The organism is Petrotoga halophila DSM 16923, assembly GCF_002924615.1.
Genome location: NZ_JALY01000254.1, coordinates 1 through 24,404 on the forward strand (window position 1 = coordinate 1; position 24,404 = coordinate 24,404).

21 protein-coding genes are annotated in these 24,404 nt (G+C 35.4%); 17 read left to right on the forward strand and 4 right to left on the reverse strand.

Going from position 1 to position 24,404, the window contains the following annotated elements; translation table 11 throughout:
- Window positions 1-72: 72 nt before the first annotated feature.
- The 6 genes from AA81_RS12115 (at window position 73) to AA81_RS12140 (ending at window position 6,416) form a co-directional block, all read left to right on the forward strand.
- Entirely contained in the window at window positions 73-729 is a 657-nt protein-coding gene (locus tag AA81_RS12115; protein ID WP_103899169.1) for an MBL fold metallo-hydrolase, read from the forward strand.
- A 141-nt stretch (window positions 730-870) separates the two neighbouring features.
- A complete protein-coding gene (locus tag AA81_RS12120; protein WP_103899170.1) occupies window positions 871-1,794 on the forward strand; it encodes an L-lactate dehydrogenase in 924 nt (307 codons plus the stop codon).
- 14 nt (window positions 1,795-1,808) lie between these two features.
- Complete coding sequence (locus AA81_RS12125) at window positions 1,809-2,492, forward strand: RsiV family protein (protein WP_103899171.1); 684 nt, start codon at window positions 1,809-1,811, stop codon at window positions 2,490-2,492.
- A 242-nt stretch (window positions 2,493-2,734) separates the two neighbouring features.
- On the forward strand, window positions 2,735-3,310 hold the full coding sequence (locus AA81_RS12130; RefSeq protein ID WP_103078223.1) for a nitroreductase family protein: 576 nt from the start codon (window positions 2,735-2,737) through the stop codon (window positions 3,308-3,310).
- Between the two features lie 221 nt (window positions 3,311-3,531).
- Window positions 3,532-5,775, forward strand: coding sequence for a bifunctional dihydroorotate dehydrogenase B NAD binding subunit/NADPH-dependent glutamate synthase (locus AA81_RS12135; RefSeq protein ID WP_103078224.1), 2,244 nt, complete (start codon window positions 3,532-3,534; stop codon window positions 5,773-5,775).
- Window positions 5,775-6,416: a protein-L-isoaspartate(D-aspartate) O-methyltransferase gene (locus AA81_RS12140; RefSeq protein ID WP_103078225.1), complete on the forward strand. Its 642-nt coding sequence runs from the start codon at window positions 5,775-5,777 to the stop codon at window positions 6,414-6,416. The genes AA81_RS12135 and AA81_RS12140 overlap by 1 nt, the downstream gene beginning before the upstream one ends.
- A gap of 53 nt (window positions 6,417-6,469) precedes the next feature.
- On the opposite strand, the gene AA81_RS12145 is transcribed toward AA81_RS12140, so the two are convergent.
- A complete protein-coding gene (locus tag AA81_RS12145) occupies window positions 6,470-7,570 on the reverse strand; it encodes a BMP family lipoprotein (protein WP_103078226.1) in 1,101 nt (366 codons plus the stop codon).
- A 546-nt stretch (window positions 7,571-8,116) separates the two neighbouring features.
- Between AA81_RS12145 and AA81_RS12150 the strand changes: the two genes are divergently transcribed.
- Genes AA81_RS12150 through AA81_RS12160 form a run of 3 tightly spaced genes read left to right on the forward strand, consistent with a single transcriptional unit; the run spans window position 8,117 to window position 11,469 of the window.
- A complete protein-coding gene (locus AA81_RS12150; protein ID WP_103899172.1) occupies window positions 8,117-8,536 on the forward strand; it encodes an NADH-quinone oxidoreductase subunit NuoE family protein in 420 nt (139 codons plus the stop codon).
- A gap of 12 nt (window positions 8,537-8,548) precedes the next feature.
- Window positions 8,549-9,763: a complex I 51 kDa subunit family protein gene (locus AA81_RS12155; protein WP_103899173.1), complete on the forward strand. Its 1,215-nt coding sequence runs from the start codon at window positions 8,549-8,551 to the stop codon at window positions 9,761-9,763.
- Window positions 9,760-11,469, forward strand: coding sequence for an NADH-dependent [FeFe] hydrogenase, group A6 (locus AA81_RS12160; RefSeq protein WP_103899174.1), 1,710 nt, complete (start codon window positions 9,760-9,762; stop codon window positions 11,467-11,469). The genes AA81_RS12155 and AA81_RS12160 overlap by 4 nt, the downstream gene beginning before the upstream one ends.
- Before the next feature lie 17 nt (window positions 11,470-11,486).
- Here the strand turns inward: AA81_RS12160 and AA81_RS12165 are convergent, their stop codons facing one another.
- The 3 genes from AA81_RS12165 to AA81_RS12175 all read right to left on the reverse strand — a co-directional run bounded on the left by AA81_RS12165 (window position 11,487) and on the right by AA81_RS12175 (window position 14,768).
- Window positions 11,487-12,827 (reverse strand): sensor histidine kinase, encoded by a 1,341-nt coding sequence (locus tag AA81_RS12165; protein WP_103899175.1) that lies wholly within the window; start codon window positions 12,825-12,827, stop codon window positions 11,487-11,489.
- A 26-nt stretch (window positions 12,828-12,853) separates the two neighbouring features.
- Window positions 12,854-13,522 (reverse strand): response regulator transcription factor, encoded by a 669-nt coding sequence (locus tag AA81_RS12170; protein ID WP_103899176.1) that lies wholly within the window; start codon window positions 13,520-13,522, stop codon window positions 12,854-12,856.
- A gap of 82 nt (window positions 13,523-13,604) precedes the next feature.
- Window positions 13,605-14,768, reverse strand: coding sequence for a glycerol-3-phosphate acyltransferase (locus AA81_RS12175; protein ID WP_169999782.1), 1,164 nt, complete (start codon window positions 14,766-14,768; stop codon window positions 13,605-13,607).
- A 209-nt stretch (window positions 14,769-14,977) separates the two neighbouring features.
- On the opposite strand from AA81_RS12175, the gene aglA reads away from it, so the two are divergent.
- The 8 genes from aglA (at window position 14,978) to AA81_RS12215 (ending at window position 24,226) form a co-directional block, all read left to right on the forward strand.
- Window positions 14,978-16,369, forward strand: coding sequence for an alpha-glucosidase AglA (aglA, locus tag AA81_RS12180; RefSeq protein WP_103899178.1), 1,392 nt, complete (start codon window positions 14,978-14,980; stop codon window positions 16,367-16,369).
- A gap of 35 nt (window positions 16,370-16,404) precedes the next feature.
- Window positions 16,405-17,472: a TRAP transporter substrate-binding protein gene (locus AA81_RS12185; RefSeq protein WP_211292711.1), complete on the forward strand. Its 1,068-nt coding sequence runs from the start codon at window positions 16,405-16,407 to the stop codon at window positions 17,470-17,472.
- An 87-nt stretch (window positions 17,473-17,559) separates the two neighbouring features.
- On the forward strand, window positions 17,560-18,042 hold the full coding sequence (locus AA81_RS12190; RefSeq protein ID WP_103899179.1) for a TRAP transporter small permease: 483 nt from the start codon (window positions 17,560-17,562) through the stop codon (window positions 18,040-18,042).
- Window positions 18,039-19,322 carry a TRAP transporter large permease gene (locus AA81_RS12195; protein ID WP_103899180.1) on the forward strand — a complete coding sequence of 428 codons (1,284 nt, stop codon included), beginning with the start codon at window positions 18,039-18,041 and terminating at the stop codon, window positions 19,320-19,322. Before AA81_RS12190 ends, AA81_RS12195 begins: the two co-directional genes overlap by 4 nt.
- A 19-nt stretch (window positions 19,323-19,341) precedes the next feature.
- Window positions 19,342-20,370: a Gfo/Idh/MocA family protein gene (locus AA81_RS12200; protein ID WP_103899181.1), complete on the forward strand. Its 1,029-nt coding sequence runs from the start codon at window positions 19,342-19,344 to the stop codon at window positions 20,368-20,370.
- A gap of 125 nt (window positions 20,371-20,495) precedes the next feature.
- On the forward strand, window positions 20,496-21,863 hold the full coding sequence (gene uxaC, locus AA81_RS12205) for a glucuronate isomerase (RefSeq protein ID WP_103899182.1): 1,368 nt from the start codon (window positions 20,496-20,498) through the stop codon (window positions 21,861-21,863).
- 33 nt (window positions 21,864-21,896) lie between these two features.
- The gene (locus AA81_RS12210) at window positions 21,897-23,054 is read left to right on the forward strand and encodes an ROK family transcriptional regulator (protein WP_103899183.1); all 1,158 of its coding nucleotides are present in this window, start codon (window positions 21,897-21,899) and stop codon (window positions 23,052-23,054) included.
- Window positions 23,055-23,068: 14 nt separating this feature from the next.
- A complete protein-coding gene (locus AA81_RS12215; RefSeq protein ID WP_103899184.1) occupies window positions 23,069-24,226 on the forward strand; it encodes a tagaturonate epimerase family protein in 1,158 nt (385 codons plus the stop codon).
- The last annotated feature ends 178 nt before the right edge of the window (window positions 24,227-24,404 follow it).

The window sequence follows — 24,404 nt, forward strand, 5'->3', positions numbered from 1 at the left end:
GGGCAAAGGGGCGCTATATTATAATGTTTTAGATCTTCTTAAGAAAGTAATTATAAAGAAGGGGGAACAACGATGGCAGAAAGTAAACAATTGAAAGTTACTATTTTATACGATAACACAGTGTATGACAAAGATCTCCAAGCTAATTGGGGATTTTCTGCTTTGATTGAAGTAGAAAAAGCACCTAAGATACTTTTCGATACTGGTGGAAGTGGAGAGATTCTGTTAAACAACATGAAAAAGTTGGGAGTTGATCCATCTACAATAGATGAGGTTTTTATATCTCACAATCACTACGATCATGTGGGAGGCTTGTCGGGTTTTCTTTCGGAAAACCCTAATGTAACGGTTTACGTTCCACCATCTTTTAAGGGAGTGAAAAATGCGAAAGAAGTTGTTACCATAAAAGGTCCTACTGAAATACATGAAGGCATTTATTCCACTGGAGAATTAGAAGGGATAGAACAATCTCTTTGTGTAAAAACTGAAAAAGGAATAATAGTCATAGCTGGATGCTCTCATCCAAAGATGGAGAATATATTAAAAACCGCTTCAACATTTGGAGATGTCTATGGAATAATTGGAGGGTTACACGGAACACCTGCAGAATCTTTGAAAGGTTTAAAACTAATTTGTGCAACACATTGTACCCAACACAAAGAAGATATTAAAAGGCTTTTTCCAGAAGCGTATATAGAAGGTGGCGCAGGAAAGGTTATTGAAATTTAAAAAATTTGAAAGTATTAATTAGTGGTAAGAATTATGAGTGATTTCTGGATTTTTATTAAATTAGGTTTCCTTTATTTAAATAGTTACTAAATTTAGGAATTCCAAAGATTGTAAAAAAACGAAAATTGGAGGGATACAATTTTGAAAATAAGCATAATAGGAACGGGAAGAGTGGGTTCAAGTACCGCTTTCGCTTTAATAAACGCAGCGGTTGCTGACGAGATCGTTCTTTACGATCTCAACAAAGAAATGGCTGAAGGTGAAGCATTGGATTTACTGCATGCTACAACTTTTCACAAAAGAATGATCATAAGGGCTGGGGAGTATAGCGATATAGAAGGAAGCGATATAGTAATTATTACAGCAGGAGCCGCACAAAAGCCTGGCGAAACAAGGTTAGATTTGACCATAAAAAATGCTAAAATAATAAAAGGCATTTCAGAGAACATAAAAAAATATGCTCCAAATGCGTTGATAATAAATATTACTAACCCTGTTGATGTTATGAGCTATGTGGTATGGAAAGTAACTGGTTTTGAATCTAATAGAGTAATTGGAACTGGAACTATATTGGACACTGCAAGGCTGAGAGCCTTAATAGGTAAAAATTGTGGGGTTTCTCCAATGAGTGTTCACGCCTATATAATAGGGGAACATGGTGACTCAGAGTTGGTAGCGTGGAGTTCGGCAATGATTGGAGGTGTTCCAATTAAAGGTTTTTGCCGTAATTGCCCGTACAAAGATAACTGTAATAAAGATCTGAGTAAGATTTTTGAAGATGTAAAAAATTCTGCTTACACTATAATAAGCAAAAAAGGTGCAACTAATTATGGAATAGCTTCAGCAACAACTGCACTAGTAGAATCGATAATAAAGAATGAAGGTAGGGTATATACACCTTCGGTGTTGCTGGATGATATGTACATAGGATATCCGGCGGTTATAAACAAAGACGGTGTGGAACGAACTATCGATATAACTTTGAATGATGAAGAAACTGAAAAGTTTGAAAGATCAAAAAATATAATCAAAGAGTATCTTGAATCAATCAAAAACTTGCTTTAAGGGGAAGAGCGACTATGAAAAAGTTTTTAAGTATATTTTTGTTGCTTATACTGTTTTCTATGACTCTCTATTCAATCGAATATGTAACCCTATCGTCAGAATTAACGGAAAACTTAAGTGGAAGGGTAAGTATTCCATTTTTTTACGGTACAAAGGATGCACCAAGTGCCTTTCTTTTAAATAGTTACTTAGCAAAAGATGTTGAAGACTTCTTAAGTGAATATCTCGATGAGTCTTATAGCTTTAGAAATAGTATAGAAGATTCTAAAGGGCCATACGTTGAAGTGATAATAGAATCAGAAGTTGGATTTGATTCAGATAGTTTTGTCAGTTTTTATGCGGACTATTTTTCTTTTGTTTATCTACAAGCTCATCCAATGACTACAAGAGAAACTTACAATTACGATCTAACTCTAAGTAAATTTCTAAATCTCTACGATTTCTTAGATTTATATAGTAACGACACAGGTGAATCTTTTCAAATAATCAAAGAAACCATAATCGAAGAAATAAACTCAGACCCTAAAATTTATTTTAATGTTGATGAAACTCTAGACACGATAGGGTATGATAGAGATTATTATGTTACAAATGAAGATCTGGTAATAATCTACCAGCTCTATGAAATTGCTCCATATTCATCTGGTATAAGAGAGTTCAAAATACCTCTTAAAGAATTAGGCATAGAAATTCAATAAGAGATGTCAGCCAACTGTGGGTGGGGAACAGGCTAAAGGGATTAAAATTTCTTTTTCCTCATGGATGGGCAGCGAGGCTAAGGATCAATACCTTAACTCTTCCTCACGGTTGGGGAGCAGAGTAAAGGGATTAAAATACCCTTTCCTTATGGGTGGGAAGCGGGGCGAAGGGGCGCTAAAGTAAGGTTTAGAACTTCTAAAAAAACATTAACAAAAATAATTAATGGAGGGAAAACAACAACATGGATGTAATAGAAATAATCAAACAAAGAAGAAGCATCAGAAAGTTCAAGCAAGATCCCATCGATGATGAAATATTGAAAGAGTTAGTAGATTGTGCAAGGTTAGCCCCTTGCGCTTCAAATAAACAACCATTAGAGTTTATAGTTGTAAAAGATAAAGAAATTTGCGATAAAGTCTTTGAAAATTTAGGTTGGGCTAGCTACATATCCCCAAAAGGGACTCCTAAAGAAGGGGAAAAGCCAACTGCTTATATTTTTATTTTAGTTAACAAACATAGAGCCACGAAATGGATTGGTCACGATATAGGAGCCGCGTTTGAAAATATCTTGTTAGCTGCTTGGTCAAAAGGTATAGGGGGATGTCCTATCGTTACTATCAACAGGGAAAATGTAAGAGAAATCCTAAAAGTTCCTGATGACTATGAGATTGATACAGTAATTCCCTTAGGTTATAAAGGGCATGAATCTTTTGCAGAGGATAACGATGAGACAGTTGAATATTATATAGACGAGAACAGCAATTTCCACGTTCCAAAAAGGCCTCTTGAAAAGGTTATTCATTTTGATAAATTTTGATTAAATTATTTGTGAGGAACATAGGAGGATAACAAATGGCTCAAAATAACCTTGATACTAAAACTTTAGAAAATTGGCTTTGGGAAGCGGCGTGTAAAATAAATGGTCTGAAGTTACCAAAAAAACTACAAATGTTGGAGAGTATTTAACCGATGTCATACGAACGATTGCAAGAATATCTTAATAGAAACATAGAAAAAAATTAAAAAGGGGTGGAAGTGTTGTTCGAAATATCCGAGAAAAAGAAGTTAGCTCAAGATGTATACAGTGTTTGGGTTGAAGCACCAAAGATAGCAGCACATGCACAACCCGGTCAGTTCGTTATAGTTATAGCAGAGGAAGATGGAGAAAGGATTCCTCTAACTATAGTCGATAAAGCTGAAGATAAGATAAGGCTCATATTTCAAGTGGTTGGTAAAAGTACGAAGAAAATGGCAACTTTTGAAAATAGAGATTCCTTTGCCCATGTCGTTGGACCTTTGGGCAATCCTTCAGAAATCGAATATTATGGGACGGTATTATTGATTGGTGGAGGTATAGGTGTTGCCCCAATTTTACCTATTTTAAAAGCGTTGAAAGAAAAAGGCAACAGGGTAATATCGATTATGGGAGCAAGAACCGCTGATCTTTTAATTTTAGAAGATGAGTTTTCACAGTTTTCTGATAAGTTAATAGTAACAACAGATGATGGATCAAAAGGTATCAAGGGTTTGGTTACCGATGGTATGAAAAAAGTAGTGTCAGATGGTGAAAAAATAGATAAGGCTTGGGCTATTGGACCTGTTATAATGATGAAATTTGCCACAAAGACCGCTCAAGAACTTGGTTTTCCCATAATAGTATCTTTGAATCCAATTATGGTAGATGGAACAGGAATGTGTGGTGGTTGCAGAGTAACTGTTGGAGATAGCGTTAAATTTGCCTGTGTGGATGGCCCTGAATTTGAAGGTGAGCTCGTTGGCTGGGATGAATTGTTAAAGAGGCTGGGGCAGTACAAAGTCGAGGAAAAGGAGTCTTTAGAAGAAAAAAAGAAAAAACGTCCAAAAAAGATTTTGAGGAAAAAAGTTCCTGTGAAAAAACAACCTCCTGAAGAGAGAAAGCACAACTTTCAAGAGGTTGCATATGGTTATTGTTTGGAAGAGGCTATGATGGAAGCCGATAGATGCCTACAATGTCCAGATAGCGCATATAATTGTATAAACGGATGTCCTGTTGGGGTAGATATAAGAGGGTTTATAAGAGAGTTGAGAGATGGTAACCTTGCTAAATCTGCAGAGATACTGAAGAGTTACAACAATTTACCCGCCATTTGTGGAAGGGTTTGCCCGCAAGAGAATCAGTGTGAAGGTGCATGTACCTTGGGTAAATCAGGTGCTTTTGAACCAGTTGCCATAGGTAGATTAGAAAGGTTTGTGGCGGATTGGGAAAGAGTTCAAAGAAAAAGTGAAAAGAATAATATCCAAGTGTCTAAAAACAATATCAAAGGGAAGGTTGCTGTTGTAGGTGCAGGACCTTCGGGACTAACGGTGGCAGCAGATTTGGCAAAGATGGGATATTACGTAAAAATTTTTGAAGCCTTACACAAACCAGGAGGAGTTCTGACTTATGGTATCCCTGAGTTTAGGCTTCCAAAGGAGATAGTTTTTGAAGAAGTTAAATATGTTAAATCACTAGGGGTGGAAATTGAGCCCGATGTTGTTGTAGGAAAGACAGTTACAATAGATGAAATGAGAGAAGAGTTCGACGCTATATTTATAGGAACAGGTGCAGGAACCCCCAGATTCTTGAATATCCCAGGAGAAAATTTGAATGGTGTTTACTCCTCAAGCGAATTCTTAACAAGGGTTAATTTGATGAAAGCCTATGAGTTCCCTCTGGTTGATACTCCCGTTAAGATAGGCAAACATGTGGTAGTTGTTGGAGGAGGGAACGTCGCGATGGATGCTTCAAGATCGGCGTTAAGGCTTGGTGCTGAAACCGTCACAGTGGTGTATAGAAGAACGGAACAAGAGATGCCTGCAAGGAAAGAAGAATATGAAAACGCCGTTGAAGAGGGAATTAATTTTATGTGGCTGACTAATCCAATAGAGTGTAAAGGAAACGAAAAGGGAGAATTGACAAATGTAATCTGTCAAAAGATGAAACTGGGAGACCCTGATTCTTCTGGTAGAAGAAGGCCTATCCCCATTGAAAATAGTAATGTTGAAATACCTGCAGATCTTTTTATCGTTGCTATAGGTCAAGAGTCAAACAAGGTATTACTCAACGCATTTCCTGAATTGAAACTGAATAAATGGGGTTATATAGAGGCAGATCCCGTTACCGGTGCTACTTCTGTTGAAGGAGTCTGGGCAGGAGGCGACATAGTTACAGGAGCAGCAACCGTTATCGAGGCAATGGGGGCAGGTAAAAGGTCTGCTAAGGCAATAGATGAATATATTTCATTGAAGGTAGGAAAATTTTGATGGATTTTGAGGAAGAAAATAGAATGATGGTTGAGTATCAGCTTAAAAGAAGAGGTATAATCGATGAAAAAGTTCTAAATGCTTTTTTGAAGGTTAAAAGACATTTGTTTGTTCCAAAAAATCTTGAGAAGTATGCATATGATGATTGCCCTTTGCCTATTGGTGAAGGGCAAACTATTTCTCAACCTTATATAATAGGCTTAATGCTTCAACTATTAGAATTAAAAGAAAAAGACGTAGTTTTAGAAATAGGTACTGGGTCTGGTTATCAAACGGCTTTACTGGCAGAGATAGCACGTTTTGTTTATACGATAGAACGAAATGAAACGTTAGCCCAAAGAGCAAAAAGTAAATTTGAGGAATTAGGTTATAAAAATATTGTTTTAGAGGTTGGGGATGGAACAAAAGGTTGGAAAAAAGAAAAGGTTGAATTTAACGGAATTATAGTTTCAGCAGCAGCGCCAAAAGTTCCTGATCCTTTGTTTTCTCAACTAAAAGTTGGTGGAAGAATGGTAATTCCGATTGGTTCTAGAACCTTTCAACGTTTACATAAAATAACCAAGTTAGAGGATGGAAATATGAAGGTTGAATACTCTGATGGTTGTATGTTTGTGCCTTTAATAGGTGAAAATGGTTGGTGAGAGTTTTTAGTTAAAATAGAAAATATCCCGCAAAAAGCGGGATATTTTAATTATTAATATGGAAAAGTTATCTCAGGAACTTCAAATGATCCTATTTGGGATGGATCTGATGGTATTGTCAGTTTACCTTCTTTTATCAATTTTTTTAGATATTCGATTTCGACAAAATATCTAATGGGTACCATGCTTCTTGTGTATTTCATTGGCGTTATACTTACACCGTCTTCTTTCATACCTAATCTAAAGACACCAGATTCAAAGGTTCTTACAGACATGGCGCTTTGAATGCCTTCAAAAGCAGCTGTATCCACTCTTTTCATAGCACTTGTCAATACGTAGCCCGGAGCCATGTAATCTTGGTCTACATCCACACCTATTGCAAAAAAGTTTTTATCTAATTCATAGTATTTATCGATGATTTGCTCTAAGGGGGCATTTTTGGGTAGATTGTATAGATTACTTCCTCTTTCTTTAGCAGCATCAATTACGCCGTTCCCCGTTGGTCCAGCTGCATGAAAAACAATATCTGCACCGTTTTCCATCTGTGTTAGAGCTAAACTCTTTCCTAAAGCAGGGTCGTTGAATGTGTTCGCATAACCTGATATGACTTGGACATCTTCGTTATGTAATTCATTGTATACTTTAACCCCTGCTGCGTAGCCAGCTTCGAATTTGGTGACGGCAGGAACTGGAACTCCTCCTATAAACCCTACTTTTCCTGTTTTGGTCATCATTGCAGCCAAATAACCTGCTGGGAAGCTTGATTCATGCTCGTTGAAAACATAACAAACAACGTTTGAAGGGACTATCTGTCCAGGAGATGGTTCGATATCGATGCCCACAAAATAAACATCAGGAAATTGAGGAGCTACGTTGAATAAAACATCCGTCATCATAAATCCCACGGCGATTACCACGTCTGAATCTCTTGCAGCGTTAGATAGATTTGGTAAATAATCTGTTTGTTCAGATGATTGGATTACTGCGATTTCTACCCCTAATTCGTCCTTCGCTCTTAAAACGCCTTGCCATGTTCCGTCGTTGAAAGATTTGTCGCCCAATCCTCCTACGTCGGTGACCATGGTTACTTTGAAAGCGAAAATAGTGGAAAATAAGAACAAAACAACAAAGAAAACACTGAAGTACTTTTTCATAAAAATCGCCTCCTTTGGGATGTATAATTATTATAGCATATTCGGTTTTAAAGTTTTTACCAAGAGTAGTTTTACAATTTGATGATATAATAAAAATACAGATCATGAAGTGGGCTACATGGCTCTTCCCCTACGGGTTATAAACTGCAGATCCTTCCTTAGAGGGGCGGGGAATTGGAGTGAAGTATAAAAACCCTTTATCCTTATGGGTGGGGAGCCGGAATGAAGTATAAAAACTCTTTATCCTTATGGGTGGGGAGCCGGGATGAAGTATAAAAACTCTTTATCCTTATGAGTGCGGAGCCGGGATGAAGGATAAAAACTCTTTATCCTTATGGGTGGGGAGCGGGGCGAAGGGGCGCTAAAGAAAGCTTTTTAAGAGTGTATATAGTATTATTTTAGTGCTTTTTTTCACATAAATATGTTAAAAATTGCTCAAATTTAATGAAAATATTAACAATTTAGATTCTATTAATAAATACCATTAAAATTTTTGCATTTCAAAATTAGAAGTTTCCAATCTCAAAAATAGAAGGAGGCGAAGGAATGGAAAAGTATTATGAAAAAGAACTTTTGGAAGAACTTCACGATATTCAAGAAACATACGGGTTCATCTCTGAAGAGGATATCTTGAGAATCTCACAAAAAAGAGACATCCCCAAAGCTCAGTTGTATGGAGTGATCAGTTTTTATTCTATGTTCCATCTTGAACCAACTGGGAAATACATCGTACGTGTTTGTGACAGTGTCTCATGTAGATTAAACGAGTCCGCAGCACTAGTTAAAGCCCTAAAAGATTATCTCAAAGTTGGAGAAAATGAAACCACAAAAGACAAAAAATTCACCTTAGAAGTAGTTGAATGTTTGGGACATTGCGATGAAGGACCTGTAATGATGGTTAACGATACTTATTATACTCATCTAACGGTTACCAAGGCTATTCAAATACTCGATTCACTCGAATAGGAGGCTAAATAAATGGAAAAAATCTTTTTAAAAAAGGACTTGGGTAAAAGTTTGGAAGAATACGACTTTCCCGGCTTGAAAAATGCTTTGAAGATGGAACCCCAAAAAGTAATCAACAAAATGAAAGAAAGCGGTTTAAGGGGCAGAGGCGGAGCTGGTTTTCCTACAGGTATAAAATGGGAAACGGTACTTTCAATTAAAGATGACACCAAGTTTATCATATGTAATGCTGATGAAGGAGAACCAGGAACTTTCAAAGACAGATTTTTGTTGGAAAATCTACCTTTTAAAGTTTTGGAAGGTATAATAATCAGCGGATATGCCACTGGATCAAAATATGGTTACATCTACATTAGAGGTGAATACGTAGAGGCAATAAAAATCGTTAAGAAAGCAATCGAAAAACTTTATGAAAAAAATATATTGGGAGAAAATATTCTAAACTCAGATTTCTCGTTTGATTTGAAGTTAGTGAGAGGTGCAGGCGCCTACGTATGTGGAGACGAGACATCTTTAATCAATTCCATTGAAGGAGACAGAGGAAAATCTCGTATAAAACCTCCTTTACCAGTTTTTGAAGGATTGTATGGCAAACCGACAGTTGTCAATAACGTTGAAACATTAGCTGCAGCAGCAGAAATAATGAACTATGATAACAACCCTTATTCAGAAATGGGAACTGAAAAAAGTAGAGGAACAAAATTAGTCTCTATCAGTGGTGACGTCAACAAACCCGGCGTTTACGAAGTGGAATTTGGAAAGTTAACAGTTAGAGATATCGTACAAGAATTGGCAGGAGGGGTTAAAGGGGAAAAAATCGGTTTTGTTATCCCAGGTGGAATTTCCACCGAAGTATTAACTGAAGAGGAATTAGATGTACCTTACACCTATGAAAATCTTCAAAAAATGGGGAGTAACATCGGATCTGGCGGAATGATAGTAGTTTCTTCACAAAGAAATTATTTAGAAATCGTTAAAAATGTCTCCGACTTTTTCCGAGACGAAACATGTGGAACGTGTTTCCCATGTAGAGAAGGAAACAAGAATATAAGCAAAATCGTTTCGGATATATATAAAAGAGGATATCCGACTTCAAAAGATATAGAAATAATCTCTGATATACAGTACGCGGTAAGTTCTGCAGCACGCTGTGGATTTGGAGAATCTTCGTTGAACCTCATTCTCTCCCTGTTTGAGAAATTTTACACAAAGAAGGTGGAAGTATGAAAGTAAAGATAAACAACAGAGAATATGAATTTGACCATGAAATTAGTATTTTAGATGCCACAAAGAATGCTCACATAAAAATACCAACACTTTGTTATTCTGAAAAGCTTGAACCTTTTGGAAGTTGTAGACTTTGCTCTGTTGAAATAAAGGGTGAAAGAACCTTAAAACCAGCTTGTGTAACAAAAATAACCGATGGTATGGAAATCTTTACTCATTCTCAAAGAGTAAGAAAAACAAGAAAAACTATCATGGAATTGATAATAGCTTCTCATGGAATAAGCTGCAACTTAAATTGCCTTACATGCTCAAAATCGGGCAGTTGTGAGATAAAAGAGATTGCTGAAGAAATAGGTGTTACTGAAATAAGGGTTCCTCCGATATCTAATGGTCTTCCAGAAGATAGAAGCAGTTATTCTATTGTGAGAGAGCCTCAAAAATGTATTGTTTGTAACCGATGCGTCAGAAAATGCTCAGAAGTTCAGTCGGTTAACATATTAACGATTGCAAACAGAGGGCCCGATACATACGTGACAACTTTCATGGACAAAGGCATGGGGAACGTAGATTGTACAAATTGTGGGCAATGTATCTTAGAATGCCCCACAGGAGCATTACATGAAGTTTATCAAATGGATCAAGTTTGGAATGCTCTCTCTGACGAAAGTAAATTTGTAATCGTTCAAACGGCTCCTGCCGTTAGAGTTGCAATAGCAGAAGAATTCGAAGCGGAACCCGGAAAAATCGCTACAGGACAAATGGTGGCAGGATTAAGATTGTTAGGATTTGACAAAGTATTCGATACTAACTTTTCCGCAGACTTAACGATAATGGAAGAAGCTAGTGAATTCCTTGAAAGATTTAAAAACAATGGGAAACTTCCTTTATTCACTTCTTGCAGTCCTGGATGGGTTAAATTCTTAGAACATAATTATCCCGATTTTATTGATAATCTTTCGTCATGTAAATCTCCTCAACAAATGTTTGGGGCTATTGCTAAGACATATTATGCAAACAAATTAGGAATTTCAAAAGAAGATATGGTTGTAGTTTCTATAATGCCATGCACCGCTAAGAAATTTGAACGGGTTAGACCCGAGATGAAGGGTGATGTCGATTATGTATTAACTACCCGTGAATTGGCAAAAATGTTTAAACTAGCTGGTATAGATTTGTTGAACGTCCCACCGGAGGACTACGATGAGCCCTTAGGCATCTCTTCTGGTGCCGGCGCTATTTTTGGAGCAACAGGTGGTGTTATGGAAGCCGCACTTAGGACTGCTTACGAAGTGATAACTGGTGAAGAATTAGAAAAATTAGACTTTGAAGCCGTCAGAGGTATTGAAGGAATAAAAGAAGCAACGGTAGAAATAAACGGAATAAATTTAAAAGTAGCTGTTGTGAATGGTTTGGGGAACGCTAGAAAGGTTTTAGAAATGATCAAAAGCGGTGAAAAAGAGTATCACTTTGTGGAATTCATGGCATGTCCGGGAGGATGTATTGGTGGAGGTGGTCAACCTATCCCTACAAACAATGAAATAATTCTAAAAAGAATGCAGGCGATATACGAAATTGACCGATCTTCACCAATAAGAAAATCTCATGAAAACCCTGCTATCAAAACTTTATACGAAGAATTTCTAGAAGAACCATTAAGCGAGAAATCTCATGAATTGTTGCACACAACTTATCTTGCAAGGAGCTAATAAGGGCCTTTTGGCCCTTATTTTTCAACAGGTAAAAACAAAGAAAACACAGTTCCTTTTCCAACTTCGCTCTTGACTTCTATTCTTCCATCATGAGCATTAACGATCTCTTTAACAATTGCAAGCCCTAAGCCGGTACTTTTTTCACTGCTTGTCCTTGCTTTATCTCCTCTATAGAAACGATCGAATATTCTATGTGAATCTTCTTGGGGAATACCTCTACCGGTGTCTTTTATCGATATTTTAGCAAAATTACTAATTTTAACAGAAGAAATAGTAACTTTTCCTTTATCCGTGTACTTTAAAGAATTATCTAAAATGTTTATGATTGCTTCTTTTAATTTATCTTTATCTGCCAAGATATTTAACTCTTCCAATTTTTCAACTTGCAAAGTTAAACCTTTGTTGTGGTACAAAGGACTTACTTTTTTTATGACTTCCTCCAACAAAGATTTCAAATTAATTTTCGTAAAATTGTAGAATTGAGTTTTGTTATCACTCCTAGCTAAAAAAAGCAATTTATCGATAATTTCTGACATATAAGAAGTTTCTTCTAAGATCGACTCTAAAGATTTTTTATACTCTTCTACCGATCTGTCTTTTTTCAAAGACAAACTACTTTCAGCTTGAATTACAGAAAGTGGCGTTCTCAAATCATGAGAAACATCTGCGGTGAATTGCTTCTGTTGTTCAAAGGCTTTTTCAAGTCTAGAAATCATTTGATTCAATGTGGAGGCTAGCCTTCCTAACTCATCTTGTGACTTTACTTTTATCCTTTCATTCAAATTATTTTCCTCGATATTTTTTGCCGTATCTATAATTTTTTCAACAGGTCGAAGAGAACTATCGGCATAAAAAAATCCCCCTATCCCCGCAAGAATCATTACTAAAACACCAGTCGATATCAAAATCATTTTCAAACGAGCCAAAACATTCTCTATTTCATTTGTAAATCTTCCAATGATTATGACAACATTTGAATTTTCGTTTAGTTGTGCGTTTGAAATATAAAATCTAGTGTTCCAATTGAAATCAGTAGTTAAATTGAAAAAAAATGTTTCGCCAGAGTTAGCTTTTTGCACTTTACCCTGAATATCAGGTATTTTTATAAGATAACCATAAAATCGTAATAAGCTACCATCGTCACTATAAATGAAAATCATTTCGTTTGGCAAGGCTTTTATATTTTCAATATCTTCAACATTCACTGCTTTTTTCAATACTCCTTTAAAATCATCCATTCTTGTCAACAAAAAATTATCAATGTTATCATATAGGCTATAGCTCAAAGCATAATAAGAGCTCAGCCCAAATACTAAAAGCAAAATGGCCATGATCAGCAAGTACCAAACGGTCAATTTGAATTTTATGCTCTTAAAAAAACTTAAGATACCGTTAACCTATAACCAGCTCCTCTGACAGTTTCTAAAATTTTACCTTCTTTATCACCAATTTTCTTTCTCAACCTTCTTATATATACGTCTATAACGTTTGAATTCCCTTCAAAGTCGATATCCCACATTTTTTCCTCAAGAATAGTTCTGGTAACTACTATTTTTGGGTTTCTCATAAAATACTCCAAGATATTGTATTCCTTTGGGGTTAATTTCAATTTTTTCTCCCCCATCCAAACTTCCCTTGTTAAGGTGTTTAAAGTTAAATCTCCAACTTTAAGAATTGGGTTGCGAGTAAAACTTTCTCTTCTTAGCAAAGATCTAACCCTTGCAAATAATTCGTCGAAATCAAAAGGTTTTATCAAATAATCATCTGCTCCGGAATCTAAACCCTTAACTCTGTCTCCCACACTATCTTTTGCTGTTAGCATCAATATTGGAGTATTGATGTTTTCTTTTCTTAAATTTTGACAAACGGTTATCCCATCTTTTTTTGGTAGCATAATATCTAAAATTATCAAATCGTATGAAGCATATTTTGCATAGTTTTCCGCTTCTTCTCCGTCGTAAACAACGTCGATACAGTATCCTTCTTCCGTAAGTCCCCTTTTTATTATATTCGCAAGTTTTTCTTCATCTTCAACAACAAGGATTTTCATAATTATTCACCTCGATAATTAATATTCTATCACAACTAATTTTCTGACATTCAAATTAAACTTTTATGAAAGAAACGACTTTTTATATATTAACAAGCCACATGAAAAAAGCTGCTATTGGAGCCATAGTCAAATTATCGTTTAACCAATTACCAAACCCCTCCACAACAGTTGCCGAAAGTGCACCCGCAACCAAGCTCATATAACTAATTGGTAAACCGAGCAAATTCATGTAAACAACTCCTGATACAAAAGAAATGAAAAAACATGCTAAACTCCCTTCCACGGACTTCCCTTTCAACCATTGATGTTTACCCCTCTTTTTTCCTACCAACACAGCCCAAGAGTCTCCCAGTACTAACATCACAATAGAGATCAAAGAATATGGAACAGGGAACAATCCCGCAATAGCTGAACCCATAAGAAAATAACTTGTTCCCGAAATCTTATGAGCTTCTTCACTTTTTCCAACGGGTTTAAAAATTTTCTTCAAAAATTCATTTATACTCTTTGAATATTTTCTTATTAATTCAAGAGAAAGTGCTATTAAACCAGCAATTACAACAATATACCTAAAAACTACAGGACCCCAGAGAGGGTAAGCAAGTGCTGGAAACAAAAGGCCCATATAACGCCAGATCTTTCTTCTAACAAAATTCTCTTTTAAAGGCTTTTTAACCTCTTTGAAAGCACTTTTCAAATTCTCCCAACCTTTAATAAAAAGCCAAGCCACCAAAATAATAGTCAAAATAATACCCAATAAATCCATAGTACCTCTCAGATATCCTATCAAAATAACAAAAGGCCACAAAAATGACAAAACAAACATTATCCCCTTACCAAAAGTAAGCCATAACGTTCCAGCTAATATACCAAAAGCTGCAGACTCTAATGGAAACAAAACAACAAAAGATCCCACAGCGGCTGCTACCCCAACACCACCTTTACCCTTCAGCCAAATAGACCAAGAATGACCTATTATTGCTACTAAAGCAAGTAATGGCCACCAACTCTTACCTATACCAAGCGTAAAACCAATTAAAATAGCCAAAACCCCTTTGGTAGAATCTCCCGTAAAAGACAATACACCTGCCTCAGGTCCGGCTATTTTCCAAGCGTTAGTTGTGCCAACATTTTTAGTTCCTTCTTTTCTAATATCCTTTCCTGAAAAAATTTTTGCAAAAATAAAACTCCATGGTATCGAACCAATAAGATAACTCGCAATCAACGAGATTAAAAATCTCACCTCGATCACCTCTTATTTTTAATTATACTCTAGTTTTCAAATCTTTAGAAAAAATGAGAAAAATCAACCTAATCAAAAATATTTGCATTTAATTGGATTACATTGACTATGATCAAGTAAAATCAAGATTGACTTTTTGTTTATTTTAATTTAAAATGGATATAAATAAATTCGATTTTAGAATGAATTAATTAAAGGAGCTAAAAAACATGCCAGTTAAAATTTCTTTTATAGGAGCAGGAAGTGTCAGATACACAGTGAAATTAGTAGGTGATTTAGTAAAGACAAAGGAATTAAATGGAAGTTTAATCTCATTCATGGACATAGACGAAGAACGGTTAAATGCCGTAGATAACCTTGCTAAAAGATACACAGAAGAAATAGGTGGAAATCTTAAATTTGAGAAGACTACCAACCGTGAAGAATCTTTAAAAGATGCAGACTTTGTTATAAACACGGCATTATACAGAGCACCAGATCATGAAGATGGTTATGTAAGTTATGAAATCATGAGAGATGTTGCAGAAAAATATGGTTACTACAGAGGAATAGATAGTCAAGAGTTCAACATGGTATCGGATTATTATACATTCACAAACTACAACCATCTGAAATTATCACTCGATATAGCCAAATCGATTGAAAAAATATGTCCGAATGCATGGCTTATACAAACTGCTAACCCCGTTTTTGAAATTACACAATTGATTAAAAGGCTGACCAACGTAAAAGTAGTAGGCTTTTGTCATGGGGTTGGTGGTGTCCATGAAGTTCTAAAAACTTTAGGATTAGAAGAAAAAGAAACTGATTGGCAGGTAGCTGGAGTAAACCATGGGATTTGGTTGAACAGATTTCTATACAAAGGCGAAGATGGCTACCAAATCTTAGATAAATGGATAGAAGAAGAATCAAACAATTGGGAACCAAAAGACCCTTGGGATACACATTTAGCTCCTGCAGTTATCGATATGTACAAATTCTATGGATTGTTACCCATAGGAGACACAACTAGAAACAGCACTTGGAAACATCATCATAGTTTACAAGCAAAAAAGAAATGGTATGGAAAGTTCGGGGCAATAGACAACGAAGTTGAAAGGCCGAAGTTCTATGAAGAACTACGTCAAATAAAAAGATTGATAATTCAAGTTTCGAAAGATCCAAGTATCAAAATAACAGAACACTGGCCTGAAGAATTCCCTAAAGAAAAAATGAGCGGTGAACAACAGGTACCTTTTATAAACGCTTTAACTAACGATGTTGAAGCAAGATTATTCTTGAATGTCTTGAATAATGGAACGATAAAAAACATTCCTAACGATGTAGTTGTAGAAGTGCCTGTAAAAGTTAACAAAAATGGAATATTCCCTGAAAAGATACAACCAGATCTACCAGAAAAGATTAAAAATTACTATATAAGCCCCAGAATCACAAGAATGGAAATGGCATTAGAAGCCTTTATAACGGGAAACAGAAATATCTTAGAAGAAGTTTTAGTAAGAGATCCAAGAACCAAAAATTATAATGATATTCCTAAATTGTGGAATGAGATATTCGATCTACCATTTAACAAGGAAATGAAGGAACATTATAGAAGTTAATAACGTGTTTAAACGAGGGAGGTGATTTATAAACCGTGCAAAAAGATTCAATATTTGTCGAAGATGATACCAGGTATTCTGATTCTTGGAGATTGGAAAAAACCAAATTACAGGAGGTGTTTGTGGTGAAAAAGTTGTTTATTGTTACGTTAGCTTTGGTAATGGTGTTTTCAGTAACTATCTTTCCTTTACAAAAACAAGGTGACAAAATCATTTTGAGAGCCTCTGACGATCATGCATGGGGTTATCCAACGGTAGAAGGTTTAGATGTTATGGCAAAACTAGTTAATATGTGGACTAACGGAAGAATAGAAATAAAAATCTATCCTAGCGCTACTTTAGGATCTGAAAAAGAAACTATCGAACAAACACAAATGGGTATAATAGACATAAACAGAACTTCTATTTCTCCTTTAACTTCGCTATACGATAAGCTAAACGTTTTAGCATTACCCTACCTATATAGAGATAGAGACCATATGTGGAATGTTTTAAACGGCGACATTGGTCAGAGCATTCTTGAAGAATTACAACAAGTAGGTTTGGTAGGATTAGCTTACATGGACTCCGGTGCAAGAAGCTTTTATGCTAAAAAGCCCATATATTCACCGGATGATATGAAAGGTATGGTAATTAGAGTTCAAAAAAGTGAATTAATGATGGATGTAGTGGGGGCATTGGGAGCAAAGCCTACCCCAATGGCTTTTGAAGAAGTATATACAGCTTTACAAACTGGCGTTATAGATGCGGCAGAAAATAATCCTCCTAGTTATTTAGAAACAGCTCATTATGAAGTAGCTCCTTATTATTCTTTAGATGAGCATTCAATGGTTCCAGAAATGATTTATATGAGTAAAGTTACTTGGGATCAATTATCAGAACAAGACAGACAAATTATAAAAATGGCTGCTCAAGCAGCTCAAGAAGCAGAAATTAAACTCTGGCTTGATCAAGAAAAAGCTGCTTTGAAAGAGGTACAAGATGCAGGAGTGACGATTATTCATCCAGAAAAACAGCCTTTTATAGATGCTATGGAGGATGTTTATAAAAAATATGGTGCAAAATATTCTGATCTCATTGAACAAATCCAATCGATAGAATGAGTTTCCTTTTGGAGAAGGGGAAACTCTCCCCTTCTCTTAATAATTTTAAAGGTAGCATTAACTTCCCAACACAAGGAGGAAACGAAAATGCATAGATTTTTCGAGAGGGTTGACAAAATCTTTTTTGCCTTATTGGGTGCCGCACTACTTTTTAATGTTGCTATCACATTTTCACAAGTGATTGCTAGATATATTTTTAATTCTCCTTTGTTTTGGCAGGAGGAAATGTCAGGTGTAACAATGATTTATTTAGTGGTTATAGGAACTACATGGGGAATCAGGAAATCTATTCATATTTCGATTTCAGTAGTCTCTAACTTTTTATTTAAGAAAGCCCCTATAATACCCGATATATTGGAAATTTTAGCATATATTGCTTACTCCATTCTAGCAATCATTTATGGATTCCAACTTGCAGATTTAACAAAATTTCAAACATTGCCTACCCTTGGAATAAAGCAATCTTACATTTATGGAGTTATCCCTATTAGTGGATTTATAATGTTTTATTTTGTATTTGAAAGAATATTTGCATTGTGGAAAAGCAAAAAAGAGGGGGATAAAATATGAATGCTGCTATTATACTTATTGTAAGTTTCTTAGTAATGATTTTTTTGAGAATACCTATATCTTTTTCTCTATTATTTTCCTCTTTTTTAACAGTATTTTATTTGGGTCTCCCTCCAATGATTGTATTACAAAGAATGGCCGACCCTCTTGACAACATTTCTTTGATGGCTATCCCTTTTTTCATTTTAGCTGGGCAGATAATGGCTGAATCAGGAATAGCAAAAAGATTAGTCGATTTTGCCAATCTTTTGGTTGGAAGAATACGCGGGGGATTAGCTTTTGCGAATATTGTTGCATCAATGTTTTTTGGCGGAATGTCAGGATCTTCCGTGGCCGATACAGCCTCAATTGGTTCTATTTTAATACCAGAAATGGAAAAACATGGTTATGAGAAAGACTATTCTATCGCAGTTACTGTTACGTCTTCAACGGAAGGTTTAGTAATACCTCCTAGTCACAACGCAATAATCTACGCTCAAGCTGCTGGTGGCGTTTCTATAGCGAGTTTATTCCTAGCTGGTGCAATACCAGGAATTATGATAGGTTTAGGTTTGATGATACCAGCTTACATTATAGCAGTAAAAAAAGGATATCCTAAAGGGAATCCTCCAAAAGGAAAAGCCGCTTTAAAAGTCGCTTTAGATTCTATTTGGGGCCTGATGACTATTGTCATAATTCTTGGAGGCGTTTTGTCAGGAATATTTACGGCAACAGAATCCTCAGTAATTGCTGTAGTATATGCTTTATTAGTTGCTACTTTTGTATATAAAGAACTAACAACAACAAAATTTCTCAAAATTATGAGAGAAACTTTAGCAACTACTATAGCCGTTCTTTTTTTAATTGGGGCAGCTTCAGCTTTTGGTTGGCTATTAGCCTATCTAAATATTCCAGAATTGGTTGCAAATACAATCTTAAATATCTCCTCCAATAAGTACATCATTTTACTAATAATAAACGCTGTTTTGTTGTTGTTAGGGATGATTATGGATATGGCACCTTTGATAGTTATAACTACTCCAATATTCTTACCCCTGGTAGTGGATCTAGGTATTAGTCCAATACACTTTGGAATAATTTTGATGGTAAACTTGGGAATAGGATTATGTACCCCTCCTGTCGGAAACACTTTATTTGTTGGAACTGTAGTCGGAAAGTCAACTATCGAAAATGTTTTCAAAGCGATGTGGCCGTTTTATCTTGCCATGATTGGAATACTGTTACTAGTAACATATGTTCCGTTTTTTGCGGAATGGTTACCATCTCTAATCTCATTCTAGAAATTGAAGGCGGATTGAAATGAGCAATAAGGTCAGATTTGGTTTGATAGGTGCGGGAAGTGTGGCAAAAGTTCATGCTAAAGCTTTACATAATTTAGAAGATGGCCAATTAGTATCAATCTCTACAAGAAACAAAAGAAAAGGAGAATTTTTTGTAAAAGAGTTTAATTGTGATTATTACACTGATTACAGAGAGCTCCTAGAAAAAAGTGATATAGACGTAGTATGTGTTACTCTTCCAAGTGGATTACATGCGGATATTGGAATAGAAGCTGCGAAATTCGGAAAACATGTAGTAGTTGAAAAGCCTATAGATATAACACTTAAAAAGGCAGATGCATTGATAAATGAGTGTGAAAGACAACATGTTCAGTTAAGTGTGATTTTTCAAAGGAGATTTTCAGATGCGATAATAAAATTAAAAAAATCCATAGAAAAAGACAATTTTGGACAATTGAATTTTGGTGCAGCTCATACTAAATGGTATAGAAGCCAAGATTACTTTAACGATAGTAATTGGCATGGAACATGGCAATTAGATGGAGGCGGTGCATTAATTAACCAGTCAATACACTATGTTGATCTCCTGCGTTACACTATGGGAGAAATTGATGAGGTTTTTGCTTTTTCCGCTACAAGGACGCATGATATCGAAGTAGAAGATATTTTAACTGGGACAGTTAAGTTCAAAAATGGGGCACTTGGACTTATTGAAGCTAACACAGCTGCTTACCCAGGATTGTATACTAGATTGGACGTTTATGGTGAAAAAGGATTAGTGGTAATTGTCGACGAAAAAATAGACACTTGGAAAACGGACCAATACACTTTTGAAAGAAAAGAAAGCGAAAAGCAAATATCTGGGCAAAGCTCTCCAGAAATCGATTATTATTTACATCAAAGGCAGTTAAAAAATATAATTGAAAGTATTTTAGAAAATAAAAAACCTATGGTCACTGGAATAGATGCCAGAAATACCTTATCAGTAGTATTAGCGTTATATGAATCATCAAGAACCAAGAGACCTCAGAAGGTTGATATTATATAGAATTAAGATGTATAAAATTTAATAGACAGTTATCCTTGTGGGCGGGTTGCGGGGTGAAGGGGCGCCAAAATAAGTTTTAAACTTTCTAAAGGTGGTATAAAATTTTACGATAGGAGGTTAGAAAAATGTCTTTTTTAGACGAAAATTATTTACTACAAAACAACACTTCGAAGATGTTGTATAATTCAATTAAAGATCTCCCTATCTTAGATGCTCACAATCACGGGGATGTGGAAGAGATCGTTGAGAACAAAGGTTGGGATGACATCTGGCAAGTTGAAGGCGAGACAGATCATTATGTTTGGGAATTAATGAGAAAAAGAGGTGTTCCCGAAGAAAAAATAACTGGAAATGCTTCAAATAAGGAAAAGTGGATGGCATTGGCTGAAGTTTTCCCTGGGTTCGTTGGCAATCCTACATACGAATGGATACACCTCGATCTAAAAAGAAGGTTTAAAATAGAGGATACCATTTCAAAGTATACCGCTGAAAAGATATGGCAAGATACTTCTTTATTACTAAAAAGTGAAAGTATGAAACCTCAACGATTATTAAAAGAAATGAACGTAGAAATAATGTGTACAACAAATGATCCAACTGAGGATCTCTCATACCATGAAAAAGCTAAAGATATTGAAGGAATAAAGATTCTTCCCACTTGGAGACCAGACAAAGCTATGAACATTGAAAAAGAAAATTGGAAAGAATTTGTAGAAAAGCTAGGAGAAATAACAAAAGAAAATGTTGAACGCTTTGAAGGGTTCTTAAATGCTCTTTACAAGACTCACAAAAAATTTGAAGAACTTGGTGGAGTGTCGAGCGATCATGGGATATTTGAACCCGTTTCATACCCAGTTGAAAAAGAAAGGGTACAAGAAGTATATGAAAAAGCACTTTCAAAAAAAGAGTTAACTAAACAAGAAATTTCAGACTTTAAATCCTTCATGTTTTATGAATTTGGCAAGATGAACGCTGAGAGCAATTGGGTTATGCAATTACATATTGGTGCTGTGCGAGATTATAGAGACAAGTTATATAATACTTTGGGGCCAGACACTGGAGGGGATATTTCAACCAGCAACGTTGACTTGGCAAATGGGTTAAGATACTTTTTAAACCAATTTGATGAAAAATTGAAAGTTGTTTTGTACTGTTTGGATCCGTCACTATTTCCAACCGTTGCCACAATAGCAAGGGCCTTTCCAAACGTTAGCCTTGGAGCACCTTGGTGGTTCAACGACAGCCCCTTTGGAATGGAGATGTATTTAAAATATATATCCACCATTGACCTTCTTAGCGACTTAGCGGGTTGGGTAACAGATTCAAGAAAGCTAATCTCCTACGGTTCAAGGACAGAGATGTTCAGAAGAGAGTTGTCTAACGTGGTTGGTGAAATGGTAGAAAAAGGTCAAATACCTATCAGGGAAGCATTTGATTTGGTGAGAGATATTAGTTACTTTAGACCAAAAAGGTTGTTTTTTGAAAAAATTTAGATAAAAATTATTAAACTCGGAGGTACCAATTTGATGAAAAAAGCATCCTTGTCTTCTTTAAAAGAAAATAATGCAGCACTTATTTTTCAATCATTAAGGATTAATGGCCCTATGACAAGGGCCAAAATTGCAAGAGAAACACGACTCATGCCTTCGACTGTGAGTTATATAACGAACCTTTTAATACATAAAAAGGTCTTGAAAGAAGTTGGAAGTGAGGATGTTTCTCGCGTTGGGAAAAAGGGTATTCTACTTGATATAAACTACGATAATTTCTTGTTTATTGGATATGATGTGGGTTCTGCATACTCAAGGGTTATTGTCTCAAGCGGGAAGGGCGACATCTTATATTCCAAAAGATTCGCCTCAGAGAAAAACGACAAATTGTTGAAGCAGATTTATGAAAATATAAAAATTGTTAAAAACAAATTCGACATAATCGGTATAGGGATGGCTTTTCCTGGTTATATAGACCCAGAAAGTGGTGTGGTTATAAGATGTCACAATATTGATATATCAAACTTTGAGGTAAAAAAGGTAATGAAAAAAGAGTTCAATCTGCCAGCTTACGTGGATCATAACACAATAATGATGGCACGGAGCTTAATTTCTAACAATTCCCACAAAGAGAAAGATTTTTGTGTAATCAACATTGGTCCAGGTATAGGAGTAGGGATAGTAAGTAATGGAAAGATATTGAGGGGATATAAGAACGCTGCGGGAGAGTTAGGCCATGTTACGGTTAACCCCGAAGGAAGAAGGTGTAACTGCGGTAAAAATGGTTGTTTGGAAACAGAAAGCTCCAGTAAGGCGATTGTTAGAAATTACGAAGAAATATCCGGGAAAAAATTAGAGTGTGAAGGAAGTTGTGAATCTAAATTGGTATATGAATTAGCCAAAAAAGGTGATGAAAATGCGGTAAAAGCGTTTGAAAGAGCTGGAAAATATTTAGGAATTGGCATTGCTACTTTAGTCAATATTTTAAATCCAGAAAAGGTCTATATAGCAGGTGGGGTGTCAAACGGATGGGAATTTCTCAAAGACTCCACTGAACAAAGTTACAACCAGCATATATTTTACGCAAATAAAGATGTAACTATTGAAGTTTCTTCGATAGGAGAATATATAACAGCTTGTGGAGCTGCGACTTATGCCTTCGAAAAATATGCAAGAGAAGAATTAATACCATGAGGAGGAAAATTTAAATGTTTACAATTTTACCAAAGAAAGGGATCTCTTTGGGTCTTGGAGATAGAATAGGGATTGCAACCACGGGCCATATAAAAGTTGCAAAAAAATACAACTTCTTTCCTGTTTTCGCACAACAAAGTATTAGGGAGTTAAATTTTACAGGAAGAACGTTTACTGATGTAAGAAAAGACGTACTAAACGCGCTTGTTGAAGAAAATTATGTTGGAAACAGTGGATTTGATGGAGATCATTTGAAAAGTGACGAGGAGATTCAATATGCTTTAGATTCGGGAATTACAATGTTGACTTTGGATTGTTCGGAACATATGAATAAAGATTCTTCTATAAAAGACCAAATATTTGAACAATTTTATAACAAAAGCTTTTTTGTAAACGATATGCCCATAGAATATTCAGATAAAAACGAATTGAATAAAATTGTTTCAATTTATGCCAGCGTTATCGAAAGAGTTATAGATGTATGGAACAAATTTCCAAAGGTAAATAAAAAAGAGGTAACTTTTGAAGTTTCAGTTGACGAGACAGATGTTCCAACAGATGAAAAAACACATTTTTTGATCTCTAAATATATCTACGATGAAGGAGTAAAAATAGATACACTGGCTCCTCGCTTCCCTGGAGAGTTTCAAAAAGGTATTGACTATATAGGAAATATACAAGAGTTTAAAAAGTCTCTTATCAAACAAGACAAAATAGCCAAATACTTTGGATATAGGCTTTCCATTCATTCTGGTAGCGATAAATTCTCTATTTATCCCATAATAGGTGAAGTTACTCAAGGGAATTACCACCTAAAAACATCTGGAACCAGCTATCTCGAAGCAATTAAGGTTATAGCTCAAAAAGATCCTGAATTCTTCAAAAAAATTTGGCAAACATGCCTTGATAAAAGAGAAGAGATGGATAAATATTACCATCTTTCCTGTGACCCTTTCTCTGTTCCAAAAGATCTATCCCCAACAGAGTACCTCAAAAATCCAGATGCAAGGCAAACACTGCATGTTTCATATATGTTCGTTTTGAACCCACAATACGATTTCAGAGAAAAGTTCTTTGAGATCCTTATAAAATACCAAAATGAATACCATGAAAACGTTGAAAATCATATAGAGAAACATGTTAAAGAACTTAAAATTGAAGAAACAAAATAAAAACAAAAAACTAAGAAAACAGGAGCATTTATTAGCTAAACTTAAATAATTGCTAATAAATGCTCTTAATTGTTTATAATCAGATTTGACAAGTAAATGTTATTTTACTATAATTTTTCTGATTTAAAAAAAGAAAGTTACTTTCTTAATAAGAAAAGAAATATCCCCAGCTCAAAAG